This window comes from Streptomyces sp. NPDC057137 (genome assembly GCF_042670825.1).
Classification (GTDB): Bacteria; Actinomycetota; Actinomycetes; order Streptomycetales; family Streptomycetaceae; genus Streptomyces.
Map to the genome: position 1 here is coordinate 35,528 of NZ_JBHUUW010000053.1, position 21,356 is coordinate 56,883.

Below are 21,356 nucleotides of genomic sequence, written 5' to 3' on the forward strand. Positions count from 1 at the left end.
TCTGATCTTCGTGCGCCGGGCGCCTCGCTCCGCCCGCCCCCTTGTTGACTCACGGTGTCGGTGTCACTCTGAAAGTCCCCCCACTTGTGAACTTGTGAATCCGTTCTCCAGCCAAGGGCCGAGGGACCGGTTCACCGAGGAGGTGGCTCCATCCATGCTCGTCCGTGACGCCATGAGCACGGTGGTCCTCACCATCGGGCCCACCCACACACTCCGCCAGTCCGCACAGCTGATGGCGGCTCGCCGTGTCGGCGCCGCCGTCGTCCTGGACACCGATCACTGCGGGGTCGGGATCATCACCGAGCGTGACATCCTGATCTCGATCGGCGCCGGACATGATCCCGACGAGGAACTGGCCGGTACGCACACCACCACCGAAGTCGTGTTCGCCTCACCGGTCTGGACCCTGGAGGAGGCGGCCGAGGCGATGACGCACGGCGGCTTCCGTCATCTGATCGTCTGCGACGACCGGGAGCCGGTCGGCATCGTGTCCGTACGCGACATCATCCGCTGCTGGGCACCGGTCGGGCGCCGCCCGCCGGCGCTGACCGGCTGAGGGACGAGAGACCCGTAGGGACGGCGGTGGAGGCCGGATCCGTCCCGGAACCCGGCCTCCACCGCCTCATCGGCAAGGGCCGTCAGCCGCGCAGGGCCTGGACCGCGGCGTCCAGCCGCTTGCCGAAGTCTCCGTCCGCCTGACGGAAGTTGTTGACCGCTCGCTCGGCGATGTCGTCGCGCGAGACCTGGGAGATGAACCCGGCCAGGTTGGCGACGAGTCGCGCCTTCTCGTCCTCCGACATCTGCCGGTAGAGGTTCCCGGCCTGCACGAAGTCGTTGTCCTCGGCGTGGACGGGGGCCTCGGTGTTTCCGGTGGTGCCGGTGACCGACGTGGGCTGCCAGAGGGGCCTGTCCGTCTGGAACGGACCGCCGAAGCTGTTCGGCTCGTAGTTCTTGGCGCCCTTGTGGCGGCCGTCGTACAGAGAGCCGTCACGGCTGTTCGTCCGCGCCTCGGTGGCGTGCGGACGGTTCACCGGCAGATGGTCGGCGTTGATGCCGACGCGGTAGCGGTGGGCGTCGCCGTACGCGAAGAGACGGCCCTGGAGCATCTTGTCGGGCGACGGGCCGATGCCGGGCACGAAGTGCGCCGGGCTGAAGATCGACTGCTCGACCTCGGCGAAGATGTTCTCCGGGTTGCGGTTGAGCTCCAGCTTGCCGATCTCGACCGGCGGGTAGTCCTCGTGCGGCCAGACCTTGGTCAGGTCGAACGGGTTGAAGCGGTAAGTGGCCGCGTCCGCCGCCGGCATGACCTGGATCTGCACGGTCCAGGACGGGAAGTCACCGCGCTCGATGGACTCGCGCAGGTCGCGCTGGTGGCTGTCCGGGTCGGCGCCGGCGAGCACGGCGGCCTCCTCGGAGGTCAGGTTCTTGATGCCCTGGTCGGTCTTGAAGTGGTACTTGACCCAGAAGACCTCGCCGGCCTCGTTGTTCCACTGGTACGTGTGCGAGCCGTACCCGTTCATGTGGCGCAGCGAGGCGGGGATGCCGCGGTCGCCGAACAGCCAGGTCACCTGGTGCGTCGACTCGGGGCTCAGACCCCAGAAGTCCCATACGTTGTCAGCCTCCTGGCAGCCCGTGTACGGGTCGCGCTTCTGGGTGTGGATGAAGTCGGGGAACTTGATGGCGTCCTTGATGAAGAACACCGGGGTGTTGTTGCCGACGAGGTCGTAATTGCCCTCCTCGGTGTAGAACTTCAGCGCGAAACCGCGCGGGTCACGCACCGCGTCGGCCGAGCCCAGGTTTCCGGCGACGGTGGAGAAGCGCAGGAACGTCTCGGTCTGCTTGCCGACCTCGGAGAGGAACTTCGCACGCGTCCACTGCGAGACATCGCGGGTCAGCGTGAAGGTGCCGTACGCCCCGGCGCCGCGGGCGTGCACGATGCGCTCCGGGATGCGCTCGCGGTTGAAGTGGGCGAGCTTCTCCAGAAGAGCCTGATCCTGGACCAGAACGGGACCGCCCGCGCCCGCCGTCTCGCTGTTCTGGTTGTCGGCCACCGGCGCGCCGGCCTCCGTAGTAAGCGGTCCCTGCGTCACGTGCGCCTCCTGCGTCATTCCTGCCTGTGCCTGTCGCTCGGCGATTGCCTGTCCCGATCCTACGATGGACTTTGTCTAAGTCAAGTAAGGATCCAACTCGACACACGTTCAGGATCTGGGCGCCTTCACTGTTAAGCTGACCCTCATGAGTGACCTGTTGGAACGACTTCGCGAACGCGGCTGGCGGATGACCGCCCAGCGCCGTGTGGTGGCCGAGGTCCTCGACGGGGACCACGTACACCTGACGGCGGACGAGGTGCACGCGCGCGCCGTGGCCCGGCTGCCCGAGATCTCCAGGGCGACGGTCTACAACACCCTGGGCGAGATGGTGACGTTGGGCGAGGTCATCGAGGTCTCGACGGACCGGCGCGCCAAGCGGTACGACCCGAACGCCCACCGGCCCCACCACCACCTGGTCTGCGCGCACTGCGGCACGATCCGCGACGTGCACCCGCTGGGCGACCCGCTGGCGGACCTGCCGGCGACGGAGCGTTTCGGCTTCGCGATCTCGGACGTGGAAGTGACGTACCGGGGCACCTGCCCCAACTGCGCCCAATCCTGAGCCCAAACCGCCGAGCGGCCCACGCGCCGCGCACCCCGGAGCACGACGAAGGCCCGGATCCTGATCGGATCCGGGCCTTCGTCCTTCTTCTTCAGTAGCGGGGACAGGATTTGAACCTGCGACCTCTGGGTTATGAGCCCAGCGAGCTACCGAGCTGCTCCACCCCGCGTCGGTGAACTCGACATTACGTCACCCCGTCGACCAGCGCAAATCCCTTTCCAACGCCGCTCACGCGGTCAGCTCCTGATGCAGCGCCTCGCGCAGCCGCGCCGCCCGCTCCGTCACCTCGGACGGCCCCAGCTCCACCGCGCGGGCGCACCAGCGCTGCCCCTCGGCCAACTCCCCGCGCCGGGCCGCGAGCAGCGCGAGCCGCAGAGCCGCGCGCCCGTGGCCGGCCTGCGCCGCGCGCGACCACCACAGCGCAGCCTCCCGCTCGCTGCCCTCACGGGCCAGCAACAGCCCCAGGTTGAAAGCGCCGTTGCGGCTGCCCGCCTCCGCCGCCTCCCGGTACCAGCGCGCCGCGTCCGTCATGTCACCACGGCCCGCGGCGAGCATCCCGACCCGCACCTGGGCGCGCCGGTGACCGTGCTCGGCCGCGCGCTCGTACCACTGCTCGCACTCGGTCTTCTCCGGCTGCGTCTCACCGAGCGCCGGCGCGCCCGGCGGCGGCTGCCGCGCGTCCAGCACGGTCGCGAGCCGGAAGGCCGCCTCCGCGCTGCCGCCGCCGGCCGCGCACCGCAGATGCCGCTCCGCCGCCCGCTCGTCGCCGTCCCTGAGGCACGCGATGCCCACCTGGAGGGCCGCTTCCGTGTGCCCCGCCGCCGCGGCCCGCTCGTACCAGACCAGGGCCGTACGGTCGTCGTCACGGCCCGCGTAGAGGATGCCCAGGTTGAACGCGGCGTCGACGCTGCCCGCCTCGGCCGCCTTGGAGAACCACGGCTCGGCGCCGGTCGGGTCACCGGCCTGAAGGAGCAGGACCGCGAGGGCGTTGGCCGCCTCGCGGTGGCCCGCGTAGGCGGCGCGGCGGTACCACTGCTCGGCCTGTGCCGTACGGTCCTGGGCCGCGCAGAGCAGCCCGAGGTTGTAGGCGCCGTTGACGTCGCCCGCGTCCATCGCGGCCCGGTACCAGCGCTCGGCGGTCTGCTGCTCGCCGCGCGCGGCGTGGAGCGCGCCGAGCGCGTTGGCGGCGTTGCCGTCGCCGTCCTGCGCGGCGCGCAGCCACCAGACGGCGGCGCTCTCCTCGTCACCGGCGTCGCGCAGCAGGAAGCCGAGGGCGCAGGCGGCCCGCGCCTCGCCGTCCTTGGCGGACGTCAGATACCAGCGCCCGGCCTCCTTCAACTCGCCGCGGCTCTCCAGGATCGCGCCGAGGTGCAGCGCGGCGCGGCGGTGCCCGCGCGCGGCCGCCTGCCGGTACCACTGCGCGGCCTCGGCGAGGAGCGACTGTCCGGCGTCTGCCTCGGCGCCGGGGCCCGTACCGTCGTGGCCCGCGGGGGCCGCGCGAACGCCGGAGCCCACGCCGTCGCCCTTGCCGGAGCCCGCGCCGCTGCCCTGGCCGCTGTCCTGGCCACTGCTCTTGCCGATGACCGCGCGGACGGTGTTGCCGGTGCGCGCGGCCTGCCGCGCGCGGCGCTCCAGCGCACGTGCGAGGCGGTACGAGGCCTCCCGGTGGCCCTGCTCGGCGGCGGCCCGCAGCCAGCGCTCCGAGCCGACGTCGCTGCGGTGCTCCAGCAGGTCGGCGAGCGCGTAGGCGCCCAGCGCGTGCCCCTGCTCGGCGGACTGGCGCAGCCAGTACTCGGCGGCGGGCTCGTCGCCCTGCTCGCGGTAGTGCCTGCCGAGCGCGTGCGCGGCGGCGGCCGAACCGGCGACGGCGGCGACGCGCCACCAGCCCGACGCCTCCTCGGTGTAGCCGCGCTGGTGGAGGAGGACACCCAGGTTGTTGGCCGCGGCACGGTCGCCCTCGGCGGTCGCCGCGCGCAGGTACTTCTCGGCGGCGTCAAGATCGCCGCGACGCAGCAGCAGCGCGCCCAGCACGCTCATGGACGCGACGTCGCCGCCGTCCGCGGCGCGCCGGTGGCGCGCCTCCGTCTCGGCGTCGGCGCTCTCCGTGGGGCCGCCGGCGGTCGTGGCGCCGGTCGCGCCCTTGGAGTTCTCGGCGTCGGCGGCATCATCCGCCTTTCGCTGTACAAACCGCCCTGTCTCCAACAGAGTTGCCCTGTCCCCCATAAAATCCATCGTTGCACCACCTGTTACCCGCGTACACCTGGTATATCGCGGCCAGCAAGGTCACTTCAGCGTTTTGTCGACATGCCCACAGAGAGACAACTCAAACGCCTCTCGGGTCAACTCGCCACTCCCACCGCCCACTTGACCGGACGCACGGTCACGGATCGGCCACGAACAGGTACGAACACAACACAACGCGCAGCAAAGGCCCGGATCCTGATCGGATCCGGGCCTTTGACTGGTAAGTAGCGGGGACAGGATTTGAACCTGCGACCTCTGGGTTATGAGCCCAGCGAGCTACCGAGCTGCTCCACCCCGCGTCGTTGTGTTCCAAACCGTACCACGACGCGGGGTGTTCGCTGATCAGGTCTTGTCGTCGCTCCCGCCTGCCGGCGCCTTGGCGGACTTCTCCGCCTCGGCTGCCCGCTCCAGGGCCTCCTGAAGGGCCTCCTGGGCCTTCCCGTACGCGACCCAGTCCTGCTTCGCCAGCGCGGCCTCACCGTCCGTGTACGCCTTCTGGGCGTCGGCGATGGCGTCCTTGAGCGCGGCGTCACCGGTGGCCGGCGGCGTCGTCGTGTCACCGTCGCCCGGTGGCTGCGTCTCGGGCGGCGGCTCGGCGCCGTCGACACCGAACACCGCGTTCAGCGCCTCGGACAGACTGTCCTTGAAGACCGGCTTGCCTCCGTAGGAGACGGCGATCTTCTTCAACAGCGGATAGTTCGCGCTGCCGCCTCGCGCGTACACCGGCTCGATGTACAGGAACCCGCCGCCGAGCGGCACCGTGAGCAGGTTGCCGTACTCGATGTCCGAGTCGGTGCCTCTCAGGTTCCGGACGAACTCGGCGACTTCGGGCACGCCGTTCAACTCGCTCTGCACCTGTTGTGGTCCCTGGACCGTGGAAGTCACTCTCAGGACTCTGATCTTGCCGTAGTCGTTGCTGGTGGCATCGGCGTCGACCGCCATGAACGCCCCCAGATTGGGACGTCCGTTGGGTGTGAAGGTCGTCGTCAGCGAGAACTTCTGCGCGGACTGCCCCGGCATCTTCAGGCTCAGGTAGTACGGCGGGACCGCACTGCTGTCCTTGTTCGTCGGGTCGTCCGGCACCTGCCACGCGTCGGAGCCGCTGTAGAACTGGGCGGCGTCCGTGACGTGGTAGCGGGTGAGCAGCTCGCGCTGGACCTTGAACATGTCCTGCGGGTAGCGCAGGTGGGCCAGCAGCTCCGGCTTGATGTCCGACTTCGGCTTGACCGTGTTCGGGAAGGCCTTCATCCAGGTCTTGAGGACCGGGTCCTCGGTGTCCCACTGGTACAGGTTGACCGAGCCGTCGTACGCGTCGACGGTGGCCTTGACCGAGTTGCGGATGTAGTTGACCTGGTTCTGCTGCGCGACGACCGCGCGCTGGTTGTTGGTCAGCGAGTCGGTCGTGGTGTCGCCCAGCGTCGTACGGGAGGCGTACGGATAGCCGTTCGTCGTGGTGTAGGCGTCGACGATCCACTTGATCCTGCCGTCGACCACGGCGGGGTAGGCGTCGCCGTCGATGGTCAGCCAGGGTGCGACCGCCTCGACGCGCTCCTTCGGCGTGCGGTTGTACAGAATCCGCGAACCCTCGCCGATGGCGCCGGAGTAGAGCATCTGCGGCTCGCTGAACGCCACGGCGTAGGCCGCGCGGTTCACCGGGTTGGAGAGATCGACGCCGCTCTTGCCCTTGTAACTGGTGGTCCGCTCACCGTTCTTCTCGTAGTCGAGCTCCTTCTGCGGGCCGCCCACGATCGAGTACTGCTGAGTCTTCTCGCCGTAGTAGATCCGCTGCTCGTACTTGGGAAGCTCACCGGTGGTCGGCAGGCCGGACTCCGTGAAGTCCGGCGCGCCCACCGTGCCGTCGTTCTCGTCGGTGACCGTCATCGTGCCCTTGGACGCGATCGCTCCGTACCCATGGGTGTAGGTGAAGTGGTCGTTGATCCAGTTGCGCTTGGGGATACCGGTGATGTTCAGCTCGCGCAGACCGATGACCGTGTCCTGCGGCTTCTTGTCCGGGCCGAGGTAGCGGTCGACGTCCAGCGTGTCCGGGAACTGGTAGTACTTGCGTTCCTGCTGGAGCTGCTGGAAGGCGGGCGAGACGACGTTGGGGTCCACCAGCCGGTAGCTGGCGGCCGAGTCGGCCGCCTCCCGCTGCTCCGCCTTCTTGTCGGGATCGCCCTTGCCGGAGTAGTCCGTCACATCGGCGTCGTCGATGCCGTACGCGGCGCGTGTGGCATCGATGTTCTTCTCGATGTACGGGGCTTCCTTGGCCTGCTCGTTCGGCTGGACCTGGAACTTCTGCACGATCGCCGGGTAGAGGCCGCCGATGAGGATGGCGGACAGGACCATCAGACCGAAGCCGATGACCGGGAGCTGCCAGGTGCGGCGCCAGAGCGTCGCGAAGAACAGCACGGCGCAGATGGCGGCGATGCAGAACAGGATCGTCTTCGCCGGCAGGTAGGCGTTGGCGTCGACGTACCGCAGACCCGTCCAGTTGCCGGTGGCCTTGAAGTCACTCGCCTTGACCGCGAGCCCGTACCGGTCGAGCCAGTACGCCACGGCCTTGAGCGAGACGAACACACCGAGCAGCACCGAGAGATGACCGGTGGCCGCGCCCGTCGCCCGCGCGCCGGGGCTGGTGACGCGCAGCCCTCCGTACAGATAGTGCGTCAGCGCGGCGGCGATCAGCGCCAGCACGACGGCGGCGAAGCCGAAGCCGAGCATGAAGCGGTACCAGGGCAGGTCGAACGCGTAGAAACTCACGTCCAGGTTGAACTGGGGGTCCTTCTGGCCGAAGGACACACCGTTGACCCACATCAGCCAGGTGCGCCACTGACCGGCCGCGGACGCTCCGGCGATCAGCCCGACCAGGGCGGTGATCGCCAGCAGCACCCACTTCTTGTACGGGGCGATGCCCATCCGGTACCGGTCGAGGCTCTGTTGCTCCAGCGACATCGCGCTCAGCGGCGGACGCAGCCGGTGCGCCAGCCAGATGTTCACGCCGACGGCAGCCGCCATCAGCAGACCGAAGACCGCGAACAGGCCGATCTTGGTCCAGAGGGTGGTGGTGAAAACGGACGAGTATTTCACCGAGCGATACCAGAGCCAGTCGGTCCAGAACCCGGCGAACATGACGAACATCATGGCCAGGACGGCCAGGATGCCCAGTGTCATGAGCAGGGTCCGGGCACGTCTGGACGGCCGGCCCACTCTGATCCGTGGCCCGGTCGGGCCTCCGCCGCGGTCCGGCATCTGGAAAGCCAACGTGCGCACCTCGAAGTTCGCGGTCGTGTGAAAGCAGCTGAATCAGCGTCTGTAAGTGGGCCCCAGCGATCGTAGGGCCCACCCATGCAACTTACTGAGGCTTTACCTAGTTCCCGCACGGGGGTCGGAAGGAGGCAGGATGTTGGCCATGTCCAACCTTTCCTCCTCCTCTTCCTCCTCTTCCTCGTCCGATCAGCCGCCCTCGGCCTCGGGCCCGGTTGCCTCGACCCCCATCACCCGTGCGGTTCTCGAAATCGACGAATACGCCTCCGGCCTGGGCTGGGACCAGCCCGCCAGACTGTTCGCGCTCGTCGACACGGCCCGACTGCGCACCGACGAACCGGAGCTGGCCGGCCAGCTCGGTCTCGACGACGGCTCGACGCCCGCCCCGCTCACGCCCGTCGAGCAGGACGAGATCCCGGCGGGCACGCCGCTCGACGAGTTCCTCGCCACGATCGCGTGGCCCGGCGCGGTGGCCGGCTGCGCGATCACGGTGGAGCGTCTGATGCTGCCGCCGTCCGCCGAGGCGTCCGTGCCCGAGGGCCTGGACGAGTCCGCGCTCGTGGACTGGGTCGCCGCCCACCCCGACCGTCAGGAGGTACGGATGACGGTCGCCGTACTGCGGGACGGGACGCGGGACTCGGCGCTGCGGCTGCGCGAGAAGGACTCACCGACCCAGGTGCTGACCGGCGCCGGCCTGGTGCCGGGCCTCGCCGAGGCCCTGGCCGCCACGTTCGAGGCGTAACGACGTCATCGCCGGAGGGGCCGCACCCGCGGCCCCTCCGGCGATCCGACGAACGGGATCAGCTGGTCGAGCAGCTCGGCAGGCCGGCCGTGTCGCCGCTCTTGATCTTCTTCAGGGACGCCGTCGCGTCCTTGATGTTCTTCACCCGCACCAGGGTGAGGCCGTCGGGAATGTCGGAAGCGGCCGAGGCGCAGTTCTCGTCCGGCGTCAGGAAGTACCGGGCGCCCGCCTGCCGCGCGCCGACGAGCTTCATCCCGATGCCACCGATCGGGCCGACCTTGCCGTTGTCGTCGATCGTGCCGGTGCCGGCGACGAACTTGCCGCCCGTCAGATCGCCGGGCGTGATCTTGTCGACGATCCCGAGCGCGAACATCAGACCGGCGCTCGGTCCGCCCACGTCGGCCAGCTTGATGTCGATCTCGAACGGGAACGTGTGGTCCGTCCCGGCCTGGATGCCGACGATGGCGCGGTCGTCGCCCTCGTCCGACTTCACCGTCCTGATGGTGACCTTCTCGGTGCCCTCGGGCTCCTTGCCGGCCTTCTCGGCCGCCTGGGCGACCTTGGCCGGGATGATCGTGAAGACGACGTCCTCGCCCGGCTTGTGCTTGGTGACGATCTCGGCGACGTCCGGCGGCGCCTCGACGGTCTTGCCGTCCACGGCCCTGATGACGTCGCCGGCGTGCAGGGTGCCGTCGGAGGGGCTGTCCTTGACGACCGCGGCGACGATCACCCGCGACGTGACGGGGATGTTCTCCTCCTTCAGGGCCGCGACCTTCGCGCTCTCCTGGGACTGGCTGAACTCCTCGGCATTCTCCTGCGTGGACTGCTCTTCCGTCTTGCCGTCCGGATAGAGGGTGTTGTGCGGCACCACGATGTTGTCGTGGGACAACCAGCCGTAGACCGCCTCGACCACATTCATCTTGTAATCCGCGCCGGTGACCCTGACGGTCGTCATATTGAGATGACCCGTCGTCGGATAGGTCTTGCGACCGGCAATGTGGAGGACCGGCTCGCCATTCGCGTCGCCCAGCGTGTTCACCGTCGGACCGGGACTCATCTCCGCGTACGGAACGGGAATGAACACTCCCGCACAGAGCAGCGCGATGAGGACGAGGGTGGAGGCGAGCATCGTCGCGGTGCGGCGTGGCATGGAACGACAGTACGGGAAGGGTCTGTCAGTGCACCCCCGGGGCCGGTCCGTACGGGGCGACTTGGCCCGGTGCGTGGCCTGACGGGCGGGCGGCGGACAGAGGCCGCGGGCCGCAGGCCGACGAGGGAGTGCGGGGTGCGGGCGCGGGTGCCTAGGTGGCGTCCGTCGTGGCCGGGTGGGATTTCGCCATCGCGTCCCGGAAGCGCGCGTAACCGGCGAGTTCGGCTATGTCTCCGGTGGTTCGGTTCCTTGAGACCCAGCTTCCCCATATCGCCGCGCCTACCGCGGCGAAGAGCGGAATCAGCAACCAGGCAAGCGCGGCCATCCCGACCTCCTTACCCATGTGTGTGTGCGAACCGACTGATCAGCAGATTAGTCATCTGCTGCTTCAACGCTCCGGGCAGGGGTGCGGTTACGCAAATCGGGCCACATGGGAACGGAGAGCGACTCGGCGGTACGGGAAGGGCGTCAGCAGGCCCCGACCCATTCCTCCGTACCGTCGGAGAATGTCTGGTGCTTCCATATCGGCACTTCGTGCTTGAGGTCGTCGATCAGCTTCCGGCAGGCCTCGAAGGCCTCCGCGCGGTGCGGACAGGAGACGGCGACGACGACAGCCAGATCTCCGACGACGAGGTCACCCACACGGTGGACGGCCGCCAGTGCGCGGACGGGGTAGTCGGCGACGACCTTCTCGGCCACCCGGCGCAGCTCGGCCTCGGCGGACGGGTGACAGGAGTAGCCGAGGGTGTCGACATCGGCGCCCCCGTCGTGGTTCCGGACGGTCCCGACGAACAGGGCGGTGCCTCCCGCCGCGTCGTCGCCGACGGCCCGGAAGATCTCGTCGACGGACAGCGGGCTCTCGCGGATCGCCAGCAGACGGATGGGGTCCTGTGCCGCCTGCTCACCCGGGTGCGCCTCGATGCGTGCCATGCGGCCCATCGTGCCGTACGGCACGGGCATCACGTAATGGCGTGTTCGACCGGCTGTCGGCCCGCCCGCTTGGAGCGTCCTACAGAGGGCGTCGGGCAGAGGGCGTCGGGCGCCCGGCGCGCTTCTCGTATCCCGGCTCTCAGCGTCGGCGCGCCTTGCGGGCGCGGCGTACCACCGCTGCCGCGCCGAGCAGGGCGACCGTCGCGCCGGCGGCGCCGGCGGCCGTGGCGTCCTTACGGCCGAGGCGGCGGCCGGCGACGGTGTGGCGGCCCTCGACCTCTTCGAGAAGCGCGCCGAGGACTTCCTCGTTGGTCCACCGGGGCCGCCAGCCGGCGTCGTGGAGACGGCTGACGCTGACCACCCAGGGATGCATCGTGTAGGCGAGGTCGCCGGCCGGGGACGGTGTGAGGCCGATGCGGTGCAGCCGGGCTGCGGCGCCCAGGGCGACGGCGGAGGGCAGCTCCATGCGGCGGATGCCGCTCAGCTCCTCGATCTCCTCCTGTTCGAGCCAGCCGTCGCAGCCGACCGCGAACTCGCCGTCGACCTTCTCGAGCGCCGCGTACTCCAGGGCGCTGACCAGGTCGTCCACGTGGCAGAACTGCCATGTGGGCCGGGAGCCCGCGACGACCAGCAGCCGGGGCGACTCGAAGTAGCGGGTCAGGGCGGTGTCCGTGCCGCCGACGAGGACGGCGGGCCGCACGACGGTGACGTTCAGGCCGGGGTGCGCGCGGGGCGCCCGGCGGCCGAGCCGCTCGATCTCCAGCAGGTCGCCGACGCCCGTGGCCTCCGCGGTGGCGCGCAGCTCGGCGTCCTCCGACAGCGGGATGTCGTTGTCGGGCAGCGCCCCGTAGACCATGGCCGACGTGCACAGCACGACCCGGTGCACCCCCGCGGCGGCCGCGGCGGTGAGCACGGTCTGGGTGCCGCGGACGTTGTAGGCCGTACGCGCCGCAGCGTCCCGCTCCAGGTCCAGATCGAGCGCCAGGTGCACCACGACGTCCGCGCCGCGCAGTTTCTCGGCGATGGCCGGGTCCCGTACGTCGAGGATGTGCCACTGCGCCTCGCTCACCTCGCCGCGGCGCTCGTCGATGGCGACGACCTGCTTGATCTCCTCGGACGCCGCGAGGCGCCGGGTGAGCAGGTCGCCGACGCCGGAGGCGGCTCCGGTGACCGCGACGACGGGGCCGCGTGGCGGGGTCGGGGTTGAGCGGTTTCGCGCTGCGCGAACCTGCGGATCTGGGGAACTCACCGGGCGTCTCCAGCGGTTGTCTTCAGTACGGACGTGTATGAAACGTGCGTACCAGGTGGCGTCCATCCTGCCGCAGGCCGAGCGTTGGCGGAGCACCGAGCCCGGATGCGGCCTCGGATGTCTACGCTGGGTGGTGTCGGGCAGTCGCCGTCGGCGGAAAAGCCGGCGGCCCAACGAGCCGAGGAAACCCGTGAGTGACACCCCATTCGGATTCGGCCTTCCGCCGGAGGAGCCAGAGGACGGCGACGGCAAGAAGAACGACCCCGCCGGAGGTGGTCAGGGTGCCGGCGGCAGAAGCGGCGGGGGCAACCCCTTCTCGGGGTTCGGCCTGCCGGGCGGTCCGGGCGGTGGCGCGGGCGGGGACAACCCGTTCGCCGCGATGTTCGGATCGATGAACCCCAACGACCTGGGCGCCGCCTTCCAGCAGCTCGGCCAGATGCTCAGCTACGAGGGCGGTCCCGTGAACTGGGACATGGCCAAGCAGATCGCCCGCCAGACGGTCGCGCAGGGCACGTCCGACGGTACGAAGGACGCCAGCGTGAGCCCCGGCGAGCGGATCGCGGTCGAGGAGGCCGTGCGGCTGGCGGACGTCTGGCTGGACGCCGTGACGTCGCTGCCGTCCGGTGCGGGATCGACCGTGGCGTGGAGCCGCGCCGAGTGGGTCGAGGCGACCCTCCCGGCGTGGCAGCAGCTCGTGGACCCGGTGGCCGAGCGTGTGGGCGCCGCCATGGGTGACGTGCTGCCCGAGGAGATGCAGGCCATGGCCGGGCCGCTGATCGGCATGATGCGCTCCATGGGCGGCGCCATGTTCGGCCAGCAGATCGGGCAGGCCGTGGGCGTGCTGGCGGGCGAGGTGGTCGGTTCGACCGACATCGGGCTCCCGCTGGGCCCGGCCGGCAAGGCCGCGCTGCTCCCGCTGAACATCGCGGCCTTCGGTAAGGACCTCGGCATCCCGCAGGACGAGGTGCGGCTGTATCTGGCCCTGCGCGAGGCCGCCCACCAGCGGCTCTTCGCCCATGTGCCGTGGCTGCGGTCGCATCTGTTCGGCGCCGTCGAGGGTTACGCGCGGGGCATCAAGGTCGACGCCTCCAAGCTGGAGGACGCCGTCAGCCAGCTCGACCCGTCGAATCCCGAGCAGCTTCAGGAAGCACTCCAGCAGGGCATGTTCCAGCCGGAGGACACGGTCGAGCAGAAGGCCGCCCTGGCCCGCCTGGAGACGGCGCTCGCGCTGGTCGAGGGCTGGGTGGACGCGGTGGTGCACGAGGCGGCCAAGACCAGGCTGACGTCGGCCGACGCGCTGCGTGAGACGCTGCGCAGGCGCCGCGCGTCGGGTGGCCCGGCCGAGCAGACCTTCGCCACCCTCATCGGCCTTCAGCTGCGCCCCAGGCGCCTGCGGGACGCCTCCCGGCTCTGGGCCTCCCTCACGGACGCGCGGGGCGTGGACGGCCGCGACGGGCTCTGGGAGCACCCGGACAATCTGCCGACGGCCTCGGACCTGGACGACCCGGACGGCTTCGTCCACCACGAGCACGCGGACTTCTCCGAGCTGGACAAGATGCTCGGTGAGGCGGCGGGCGGCAAGCCGAAGCTGACGAAGGACCCGGAGAAGGCCCCTGAGGAGACCCCCGGGAAGGACAGCGACCGACCCGAGGGGCCCGAGGACAAGGGCGAGGGCGGCGACGAGGGCAAGGACGACAGCGCCAAGTGAGCCTGCACGACGACGCCGTCCACGTACTGGAGACGTACGACGGTCAGGAGGACCTGCGCGGGATCTATCTGGAGCATCTGGCGTCCCGTCCGGACGGGATGTGGAAGTCCTGTGAGGCCGGGCATGTCACGGCGAGCGCGCTGGTGATCGACGCGGCGCGGGGCCGGGTTCTGCTCACCCTCCACAAGAAGCTCGGCATGTGGCTGCAGATGGGCGGCCACTGCGAACGGCAGGACGGCTCACTCGCGGCGGCGGCGCTGCGCGAGGCCACGGAGGAGTCCGGGATCCAGGGACTGACGCTGCTGCCGGGCGGGCCCGTACAGCTCGACCGGCACCGGATTCCGGCGCCCTGCCACTGGCATCTGGATGTCCAGTACGCGGCTCTGGCACCGGTCGGGGCGGTCGAGGAGATCAGCGAGGAGTCGCTGGATCTGCGCTGGTTCGCGTACGACGAGGTGGCGGCGGTCGCCGACGGGTCGGTCGTACGGCTCCTGGACCGCACGCGCGCGGCGCTCTCCGGGCGGGTGCGGGGCTGACGGACCTGACAGGGGCGGCCTCCGAAGAGACCGCCCCTGAAGGACCGCAAGGACCGGCGGGGCCCGGCGGGACCGCAGGGCCCCGCCGGGCTCAGCCCCGGTTGTTCCAGGCGTTGTTCTGGTTCTGCGCGTGGGCGCCCTGCTGGCCGACGCCGAACTGCGCACGCGCGCCCTGCCCGATGTCCGCGTTCTGCGGCGGCATGACCTCACTGGGCTGCACGAGCGCGAAACCCTGACCGAGGAAGCTGAGCTCCCAGCCCTCGCCCGTGTTGCCGCGCCGGCGCCGTACACCCGATGAGTGCGTCTGGGCCTGCATCTGCACCCGCAGCGCGGAGGACCACGCCACGATCGCGTCGGCATCGACGTTCACGTACTTGTCCGGCGTCACGTGCATCATCAGCGGCTGCCCGGACGTCATCAGGGCGACCTTGCCCCGGCCCGAGATGTTGAGCTGGTACTTGCCGGAGCCGGAGATGCCGTACTGGCTGTCCACCGCGATGACCTCGGTGTGCAGCGTGGAGTCGAGCGCCAGGACATAGGCGCTGTCGACCGTCATGCCGTCCTGGTCGACATCCACGACGTGGACGTACTGCGCGAGATTGGCGAAGTAGATCGTCCCCTGACCCGAGCAGCGCATCAGGTCGAGACCCTCGCCGGTGTTCGCCCTGGCGCGGCGCTGGCCCTGGGACTGGTACTCACCGTCGAAGTCGACGAGTCCCTGGTAGGCGACCATCGCGCCCTTGCGGGCGAGGACGTCGTCCTGGCCGGTGAGCGCGACCCGCAGCAACTGCGGGTTCTGCACGACGTAGCGATCCTGGGACTGCGTTTCCGCGAGTCCGAAAAGCGGGCTCTGCATGATGTTCTCCTCCCCCTCAGCCCCGGATCCGCAGGCGGTCGGTGCTGTCCTCGCTCGGTTGTACGACGACGATGCCCTGGCCCGAGAAGGCCATCTGGAAGGCCTCCCCGCTGCCCCGTCCGATCAGCGACGAGGCCTTGAAGCTCCGCTTGCCCTTCACCTTCAGCCCAGGTGACCAGGCCACGAGGGCGTCGGGGTCGACGTACGTCTCGTCCTCGCCTCGGCCGCAGTCGACGACGATCGGCGTGCCGCGCGAGGTCAGCGCGACCCAGCCGGTCCCGGCGATCGTGACGTTCCACAGGCCCTGACCGGCGAACTTCGCCAGTCCCTTGACCTTCTCGACGCCCCACTGAAGGTGTGCGTCGAAGGCCAGCAGGTTGGTGCCGTTGACCGAGAGCGAGTCGTTGTTGAGGTTGATGACGACGACGTCGGCGCCGTAGTCGGCCAGGTAGAGCAGGCCGTCACCGGCGCACTTCATGATCGGCGCGCCTTCGCCCGTCACCCACTGACTGGCGATCTGACGCACGGCGGGCGGGTTCGGCTCGTACTGCACGAAGCCCTCGTACGCGACCATCGAGCCGGTGCGGGCGTAGAGGTCCTGCCCACTGGCCATGGCGACCTTGAGCATGGTGCGGCCGTGATTCTCCATCCGGGCCGTGACGGGGGTCGGGGCGAAGCCCGCGAGTTGCTGGTTCATGTGCCGGACTCCCTCAGACCTCGTACGGCTGGACGACGATGAAGTTGCCGGGTGCTCCCCGGAACTGCAGATTCACGGTCTCTCCGCTGTGCCCCGGATACGCGTTGCGGCGCAGCCGGACCTGGCTGGAGAGGATCACCTGGGAGGCGGCCGACCAGGCGACGACGGCGTTGCAGTCGGCGAAGGTCGTGGGCGTGACCGGCAGGACCACCGGGACACCGTGGGTCTTCACGACGACGGTGCCGGTGCCCTGGAACTGCATGGTGAACAGGGCTCCACCGGGGATGCCGTGGCCCTCGATACGGCGGACCTCGTACTGAAGGGTCTCGTCGAAGGCGAGCACGTTCTCGGCGGAGACGCAGACGGCGTCGCCCTGGAGCTCGATCGGGTGCAGATGCGAGCCCTCCTCGGCGAGGAACACCTGGCCGCGGCCGGAGCAGCGCATGAGCTGCATCTCCTGTCCGGTCGCGTTCCCGACGATGCGGCCCGCGAAGCCGGCGCTCTTGTAGCCGAATTCGACCTTGCCCTGGTACATGACCATGCTGCCCTGGCGGGCCAGGACGGGTGTGCCGCCCATGGCGAGGTCGACCCGCATCAGCTGCTGGTTCTGCGGGGTCCAGCGCTGGCCGGTGGCCGCCTCGCGGTACGGCTGGAGCGCGGCCTGGAGACCGGCGCCGGCCTGCTGGCCCGCTTGCGGCATGCCCGGGGGCGGTGCGCCCTGGGGCTGGCCTCCGTACGGAGGCGGTGTCGGCTGTCCGTACGGCGAGGGCGCGCCGGGCGGCTGCCCCTGACCCGGGAACTGACCGGGAATCTGGCCGGGGACCTGGCCCGGAGGCTGACCGGGGATCTGGCCGAACTGCGGCTGCTGCGGCGGACCGGGCGGCTGCGCGTAGGGCGACGGCGCGGGCGCCGGTGCCATCGGCGCGGTGACGGTCGGCGCGCCGTGCATGGGGTGGGGCGCGGGGGCCGGGGCCTGCGGTGGGGCGCCGAACGACGGCGGGGGCGCCGGCGCCTGCGGGGCGGGCGGCGCTCCGAAGGACGGAGCGGGCGCGGCGCCGCCGGACGGCGGGGCGAACGACGGTACGGCTCCGCCGGCGGGCGGCTGGGCCGCGGCCGGCTCCTCCTCGGCGACCTCACCGCCGAAGTTCTTGAGCAGTGCGTCGAGTCCGCCGTCGAAGCCCTGGCCGACGGCGGCGAACCGCCAGACGTCCTTCAGGTAGAAGTCCCCGAGCATCACCGCGCGTTCGGTGCTGAACTCGGAGCCGTTGAACGCGTATCGGACGACTTCTTCGCCGCCCGCGACTATCCGTATGTATCCGGGACCCACCTGGGACATCTGTCCGGCGCCGTCGATGGTGGCGGTGAAGGAGAGCCGGTGGATGTTCGCCGGAATGCGGTCGAGCGTGACGCGGAAGGATTCAGTGTCCCCCGACTGCGCGCCCAGCAACTGGACGGATTCCTCGGGAGACTTCGGCTGATTGAAGAAGATGAAATACCGGTCGTCCGAGAGCTGTTCATTGGCGTCGAGGCCGAAACAGCTGATGTCGAACGTCAAGCCGGGTGCCGCGATCTGCACACCTACGTACAGATCCGTCCCCGGCGTGAGGTCACTGATCTTGGCCTTGTGGCCGCGTTGGAATTCCCTGGCCATGCGTAACGACCGTCCCCCATCCCGAGCTGAACACGTCGCGTCAGGCTAACGGCTAAGTCCGACATTGAGCCAAGCCGGTACACATTCGGTACACGATCACCGAAGGGGCGCGATCACTCTCCGGGAGGGGTGGGCAGATGCGGCAGCCGCTCGGCGGCGACGACGCCTTCGAGGTAGCCGCGGGCCCGTTCGGTACGGGGGTACGCCTCCAGCAGCTCCCAGAAGCGCGGGCCGTGGCCCGGCACGAGCAGGTGCGCGAGTTCGTGGACGAGCACGTAGTCGACGACGTACTCGGGCATGCCCTGCAGGCGGTGCGACAGGCGGATGCTGCCCTCGGCCGGGGTGCAGGAGCCCCAGCGGGTGTTCTGGTTGGTGACCCACCGGACGGACGCTGGGCGGGCCCGGCTCTCGAAATACTGCTCGGACAGCCGCTTGGCGCGCTCGGTCAGATCGCTGTCGCCGAGGATGCGCTTGCTCTCCTGGGCCGCGAGTTTGTCGAGCATCACGGTCACCCAGCGTCGCTCCTCGGCCTCCGACATCCGGGCCGGGATGAGCACGATGGTGCGGTCGCCCTCGCGGTAGGCCGAGACCGTCCTGTTGCGCCGGGCGCTCCTGCGGACCTCGACGGCGCTCGTGGCCGGGCCGCGCTGCGGGCGGCCGGTCACGCCGCGCTCTTCGCTTCCGGCGCTGTGCGATGGGGATTCCCCCGCAACGCGAGGGGAAGGGTCGGCGGACACGCCTCGACGTTACCCGCTGTCAGTGTGGGACGTCCCGTCGCGGGGACCATTCGATCTTGATCCACTCCATGCACCCGTCATTTGAACGGCTAATTCCCCACGCCTGTGGATAACTCTTCGCAGCTCTCACCGGTTCCCTGCATTCTGGAATCGGATCGCACGACAGGCACACGGGGGAGACGAATATGCATCCAATGGTGAAGCCCGCGTTGCGCCGGGCTTGGCGGGAGCGGCAGACGGTGCAGTTCGGAATCACACCCGCGCACGCGGTGGTGGTGGGCCCGGTCGATACGGCCACGGGCAGCTTTCTCGACCTGCTCGACGGCACGCGAGGGCTTCCGCTGCTGCGGGACGAGGCGCGGAGCCTGGGGTTGCCGGACGGCAAGGCGGACGCGCTCGTGGACCGGCTCGCGGCGGCGGGGTTGCTGGACGACAGCACGGCGGGAGGACGGGCCGCCGAAGCGTTACGGAATCGAAAGGTCGAGGTCGACCGGTTGCGGGCGGATCTGGCGTCGCTGTCCGTCACTCACCGGGAGCCGGGCGCGGCGATGGAGCGGCTGGCGGCGCGGCGCACCATGCGTGTCCAGGTGCGCGGGGCGGGTCGTGTCGGTGCGGCCGTCGCCGCCACGCTCTCGGCCTCGGGGGTGGGCAGGGTGGATGTGCTGGACGGCGGGCTCACCCAGGCATGGGACGTGGCGCCGGGCGGGGTGCCCGCGGAATCGGTGGGTGAGCGCAGGGACGTGGCCGCCCGGCTACTGGTGCGGCGCTCGGCGCCGGGCAGATCCGGCCGAGCGGCGGGGGCGGATCCGGGTGGGGCGGAGGCGGGCGCCGTCGACGACATGCCGGGTGGGCGAGCGGCCGAGAAGGCCGAGCGGGCCGACGCGCGGGCGGCCCTGGCGAGCGGTGGCGGGGCGGGGTTGTCGCTGGTGATCGTCGCCCCACGGGACGGGCTCGCGGCGTACGCCCCGGATCCGGCGTCCGCCGAGCGCTGGATCGCCACCGGGACTCCGCATCTTTACGTGGGAGTTGTGGAGGCCACGGGTGTGGTGGGCCCGCTGGTGCTGCCGGGCGGCACGGCGTGCGCGGGCTGCCTGACCGAGGAGCGCACGGGCCGGGATCCTGGGTGGCCCCTGATGCTGGCGCAGTGGCGGTCGGGACGCAGGGCGTCGGTCACTCCGGCCTGTGACCTGGGGCTCGCCACCACCGTGGCGGGTCTCGCCGCCGCCCACGCGCTGTCCTTCCTGGACGGGGAGCTGCCGGCGAGCACCGGTGCGCGCTGGGAGATCACACTGCCCCTGCTCGACTGGCGTTCGGAGCGGATCGCGCCGCATCCCGACTGCCCCTGCGGGGCCGCCGGAGAACTGGAGGGAGAGGGCATGGCTGTGACCGGCGCGCCGCACGACACAATGGTGGGGTAAACCGCCGTACGCGGCTCGGCTGTCTGGGATTTGGAGGGGCGCATGTCTGATCTTCCCCGGAAGGCGGTCACCCGAACTGCCAAGTTGGCCGCGCTGCCACTGGGCTTCGCCGGTCGTGCCACGTGGGGTCTGGGCAAGCGGATCGGCGGCAAGTCCGCGGAGATCGTGGGCCGGGAGCTCCAGCAGCGCACGGCGGACCAGCTCTTCAAGGTGCTCGGTGAGCTCAAGGGCGGCGCCATGAAGTTCGGGCAGGCGCTGTCCGTCTTCGAGTCGGCGCTGCCCGAGGAGGTGGCGGGGCCCTATCGCGCGGCGCTCACCAAACTTCAGGAGGCGGCCCCTCCGATGCCGACCGGCACGGTGCACAAGGTGCTGGCCGAGCGGCTCGGCGAGGAGTGGCGTGAGCTGTTCCTGGAGTTCGAGGAGAAGCCGTCGGCCGCCGCGTCGATCGGCCAGGTGCACCGGGCGGTGTGGCACGACGGGCGGGATGTGGCCGTCAAGGTCCAGTACCCGGGCGCCGGGGAGGCGCTGCTGTCGGACCTGACGCAGCTGAGCCGGTTCGCCCGGCTGCTGGGTCCGCTGATCCCGGGCATGGACGTCAAGCCCTTGATCAACGAGTTGCGCGACCGGGTGTCGGAGGAGCTGGACTACGAGTTGGAGGCGCAGGCCCAGCGGGAGCACGCGGCGGAGTTCGCGGACGATCCCGATGTGGTCGTGCCCGACGTGGTGCACCAGTGCGACCAGGTGCTGGTCACGGAGTGGATGGACGGCATGCCGATGGCGGACGTGATCGCCGACGGCACCGAGGAGCAGCGCGACCGCGCGGGGCAGCTGCTGGCGCGCTTCCTCTTCTCGGGCCCGGCCCGTACGGGACTGCTGCACGCGGACCCGCATCCGGGCAACTTCCGGCTGCTGCCGCCCGCCGGTGCCGGGGAGGACGGCATGGAGGCCGAGGGTGAACTGCGGCTCGGTGTGCTGGACTTCGGCACCGTGGACCGGCTGCCGGGCGGGCTGCCCGAGACGATCGGTGAGTCGTTGCGACTGACGCTGGAGGGTGACGCCGAGACGGTGTACGAACTCCTGCGTACGGAGGGGTTCGTCAAGGAGTCGATCGATCTCGACCCGGACGCGGTGCTGGAGTATCTGGTGCCGATCATCGAGCCGGCGGAGGCGGAGGAGTTCACCTTCAGCCGGGGCTGGATGCGCACCCAGGCGGCCCGGATCGCCGATCCTCGGTCCCCGGCGCACCAGTTGGGGAAGCAGCTGAATCTGCCGCCCGCCTATCTGCTGATACATCGCGTCACGCTGAGCACGATCGGGGTGCTGTGCCAGCTGAACGCCACGGTGCGGCTCCGCGAGGAGCTGGAGGAGTGGCTGCCGGGCTTCCTGCCGGAGGAGGAGTTCGGGTACGAGGAGGAGACCGAGGCCGAGGCAGAGGCGGGCGCGTAGGTCCTGTCCGTAGAACGCACCGCGGGGGGGCGGGGGCGGGGGGGCCGCCCCCCCCCCCCGGCGGGGGGGCTGATAA

The 21,356-nt window shown here is 70.2% G+C and carries 18 protein-coding genes and 2 tRNA genes; 7 read left to right on the top strand and 13 right to left on the bottom strand.

Going from position 1 to position 21,356, the window contains the following annotated elements; translation table 11 throughout:
* Positions 1-154 precede the first annotated feature (154 nt).
* Positions 155-556, top strand: a complete 402-nt coding sequence (locus tag ACFT9I_RS30655; protein WP_382569582.1) for a cyclic nucleotide-binding/CBS domain-containing protein — start codon at positions 155-157, stop codon at positions 554-556.
* A gap of 82 nt (positions 557-638) precedes the next feature.
* Here ACFT9I_RS30655 and ACFT9I_RS30660 read toward each other — a convergent pair whose 3' ends face one another.
* Positions 639-2,108 (bottom strand): catalase, encoded by a 1,470-nt coding sequence (locus ACFT9I_RS30660; RefSeq protein ID WP_382569584.1) that lies wholly within the window; start codon positions 2,106-2,108, stop codon positions 639-641.
* Between the two features lie 127 nt (positions 2,109-2,235).
* On the opposite strand from ACFT9I_RS30660, the gene ACFT9I_RS30665 reads away from it, so the two are divergent.
* Positions 2,236-2,652 (top strand): Fur family transcriptional regulator, encoded by a 417-nt coding sequence (locus ACFT9I_RS30665; protein WP_382569586.1) that lies wholly within the window; start codon positions 2,236-2,238, stop codon positions 2,650-2,652.
* A 95-nt stretch (positions 2,653-2,747) separates the two neighbouring features.
* On the opposite strand, the gene ACFT9I_RS30670 is transcribed toward ACFT9I_RS30665, so the two are convergent.
* The 4 genes from ACFT9I_RS30670 to ACFT9I_RS30685 all read right to left on the bottom strand — a co-directional run bounded on the left by ACFT9I_RS30670 (position 2,748) and on the right by ACFT9I_RS30685 (position 8,145).
* Positions 2,748-2,821: transfer RNA gene (locus ACFT9I_RS30670), tRNA-Met, on the bottom strand.
* A 59-nt stretch (positions 2,822-2,880) separates the two neighbouring features.
* Positions 2,881-4,884 (bottom strand): tetratricopeptide repeat protein, encoded by a 2,004-nt coding sequence (locus tag ACFT9I_RS30675; protein WP_382569587.1) that lies wholly within the window; start codon positions 4,882-4,884, stop codon positions 2,881-2,883.
* 237 nt (positions 4,885-5,121) lie between these two features.
* A tRNA-Met gene (locus ACFT9I_RS30680) sits at positions 5,122-5,195 on the bottom strand.
* A gap of 43 nt (positions 5,196-5,238) precedes the next feature.
* Positions 5,239-8,145 (bottom strand): UPF0182 family protein, encoded by a 2,907-nt coding sequence (locus ACFT9I_RS30685; protein ID WP_382569623.1) that lies wholly within the window; start codon positions 8,143-8,145, stop codon positions 5,239-5,241.
* Between the two features lie 151 nt (positions 8,146-8,296).
* Between ACFT9I_RS30685 and ACFT9I_RS30690 the strand changes: the two genes are divergently transcribed.
* Entirely contained in the window at positions 8,297-8,902 is a 606-nt protein-coding gene (locus tag ACFT9I_RS30690; protein WP_382569589.1) for a PPA1309 family protein, read from the top strand.
* Between the two features lie 58 nt (positions 8,903-8,960).
* On the opposite strand, the gene ACFT9I_RS30695 is transcribed toward ACFT9I_RS30690, so the two are convergent.
* The 4 genes from ACFT9I_RS30695 to ACFT9I_RS30710 all read right to left on the bottom strand — a co-directional run bounded on the left by ACFT9I_RS30695 (position 8,961) and on the right by ACFT9I_RS30710 (position 12,231).
* Complete coding sequence (locus ACFT9I_RS30695; protein WP_382569591.1) at positions 8,961-10,052, bottom strand: PDZ domain-containing protein; 1,092 nt, start codon at positions 10,050-10,052, stop codon at positions 8,961-8,963.
* Positions 10,053-10,203: 151 nt separating this feature from the next.
* Positions 10,204-10,377: a hypothetical protein gene (locus ACFT9I_RS30700; RefSeq protein WP_354604858.1), complete on the bottom strand. Its 174-nt coding sequence runs from the start codon at positions 10,375-10,377 to the stop codon at positions 10,204-10,206.
* A 143-nt stretch (positions 10,378-10,520) separates the two neighbouring features.
* On the bottom strand, positions 10,521-10,982 hold the full coding sequence (locus ACFT9I_RS30705) for a molybdenum cofactor biosynthesis protein MoaE (RefSeq protein ID WP_382569593.1): 462 nt from the start codon (positions 10,980-10,982) through the stop codon (positions 10,521-10,523).
* Positions 10,983-11,121: 139 nt separating this feature from the next.
* Positions 11,122-12,231 (bottom strand): SDR family oxidoreductase, encoded by a 1,110-nt coding sequence (locus ACFT9I_RS30710; RefSeq protein ID WP_376267925.1) that lies wholly within the window; start codon positions 12,229-12,231, stop codon positions 11,122-11,124.
* 190 nt (positions 12,232-12,421) lie between these two features.
* Here ACFT9I_RS30710 and ACFT9I_RS30715 point away from each other — a divergent pair, with 190 nt between their 5' ends.
* Both ACFT9I_RS30715 and ACFT9I_RS30720 read left to right on the top strand, forming a co-directional pair.
* On the top strand, positions 12,422-13,939 hold the full coding sequence (locus ACFT9I_RS30715) for a zinc-dependent metalloprotease (RefSeq protein WP_382569596.1): 1,518 nt from the start codon (positions 12,422-12,424) through the stop codon (positions 13,937-13,939).
* Positions 13,936-14,475, top strand: coding sequence for an NUDIX hydrolase (locus tag ACFT9I_RS30720; protein WP_382569598.1), 540 nt, complete (start codon positions 13,936-13,938; stop codon positions 14,473-14,475). The genes ACFT9I_RS30715 and ACFT9I_RS30720 overlap by 4 nt, the downstream gene beginning before the upstream one ends.
* A gap of 91 nt (positions 14,476-14,566) precedes the next feature.
* Here the strand turns inward: ACFT9I_RS30720 and ACFT9I_RS30725 are convergent, their stop codons facing one another.
* From ACFT9I_RS30725 to ACFT9I_RS30740, 4 genes are all read right to left on the bottom strand, one after another.
* Positions 14,567-15,331, bottom strand: coding sequence for an AIM24 family protein (locus ACFT9I_RS30725; protein ID WP_382569600.1), 765 nt, complete (start codon positions 15,329-15,331; stop codon positions 14,567-14,569).
* A 16-nt stretch (positions 15,332-15,347) separates the two neighbouring features.
* Positions 15,348-16,028, bottom strand: a complete 681-nt coding sequence (locus tag ACFT9I_RS30730; RefSeq protein WP_382569602.1) for an AIM24 family protein — start codon at positions 16,026-16,028, stop codon at positions 15,348-15,350.
* 13 nt (positions 16,029-16,041) lie between these two features.
* Positions 16,042-17,679 (bottom strand): TerD family protein, encoded by a 1,638-nt coding sequence (locus ACFT9I_RS30735; RefSeq protein ID WP_382569604.1) that lies wholly within the window; start codon positions 17,677-17,679, stop codon positions 16,042-16,044.
* Between the two features lie 113 nt (positions 17,680-17,792).
* Positions 17,793-18,416 (bottom strand): M48 family metallopeptidase, encoded by a 624-nt coding sequence (locus ACFT9I_RS30740; protein ID WP_382569606.1) that lies wholly within the window; start codon positions 18,414-18,416, stop codon positions 17,793-17,795.
* A 185-nt stretch (positions 18,417-18,601) separates the two neighbouring features.
* Here ACFT9I_RS30740 and ACFT9I_RS30745 point away from each other — a divergent pair, with 185 nt between their 5' ends.
* Both ACFT9I_RS30745 and ACFT9I_RS30750 read left to right on the top strand, forming a co-directional pair.
* Positions 18,602-19,834, top strand: coding sequence for a TOMM precursor leader peptide-binding protein (locus ACFT9I_RS30745; protein WP_382569608.1), 1,233 nt, complete (start codon positions 18,602-18,604; stop codon positions 19,832-19,834).
* A gap of 42 nt (positions 19,835-19,876) precedes the next feature.
* Positions 19,877-21,280, top strand: coding sequence for an ABC1 kinase family protein (locus ACFT9I_RS30750; protein ID WP_382569610.1), 1,404 nt, complete (start codon positions 19,877-19,879; stop codon positions 21,278-21,280).
* The last annotated feature ends 76 nt before the right edge of the window (positions 21,281-21,356 follow it).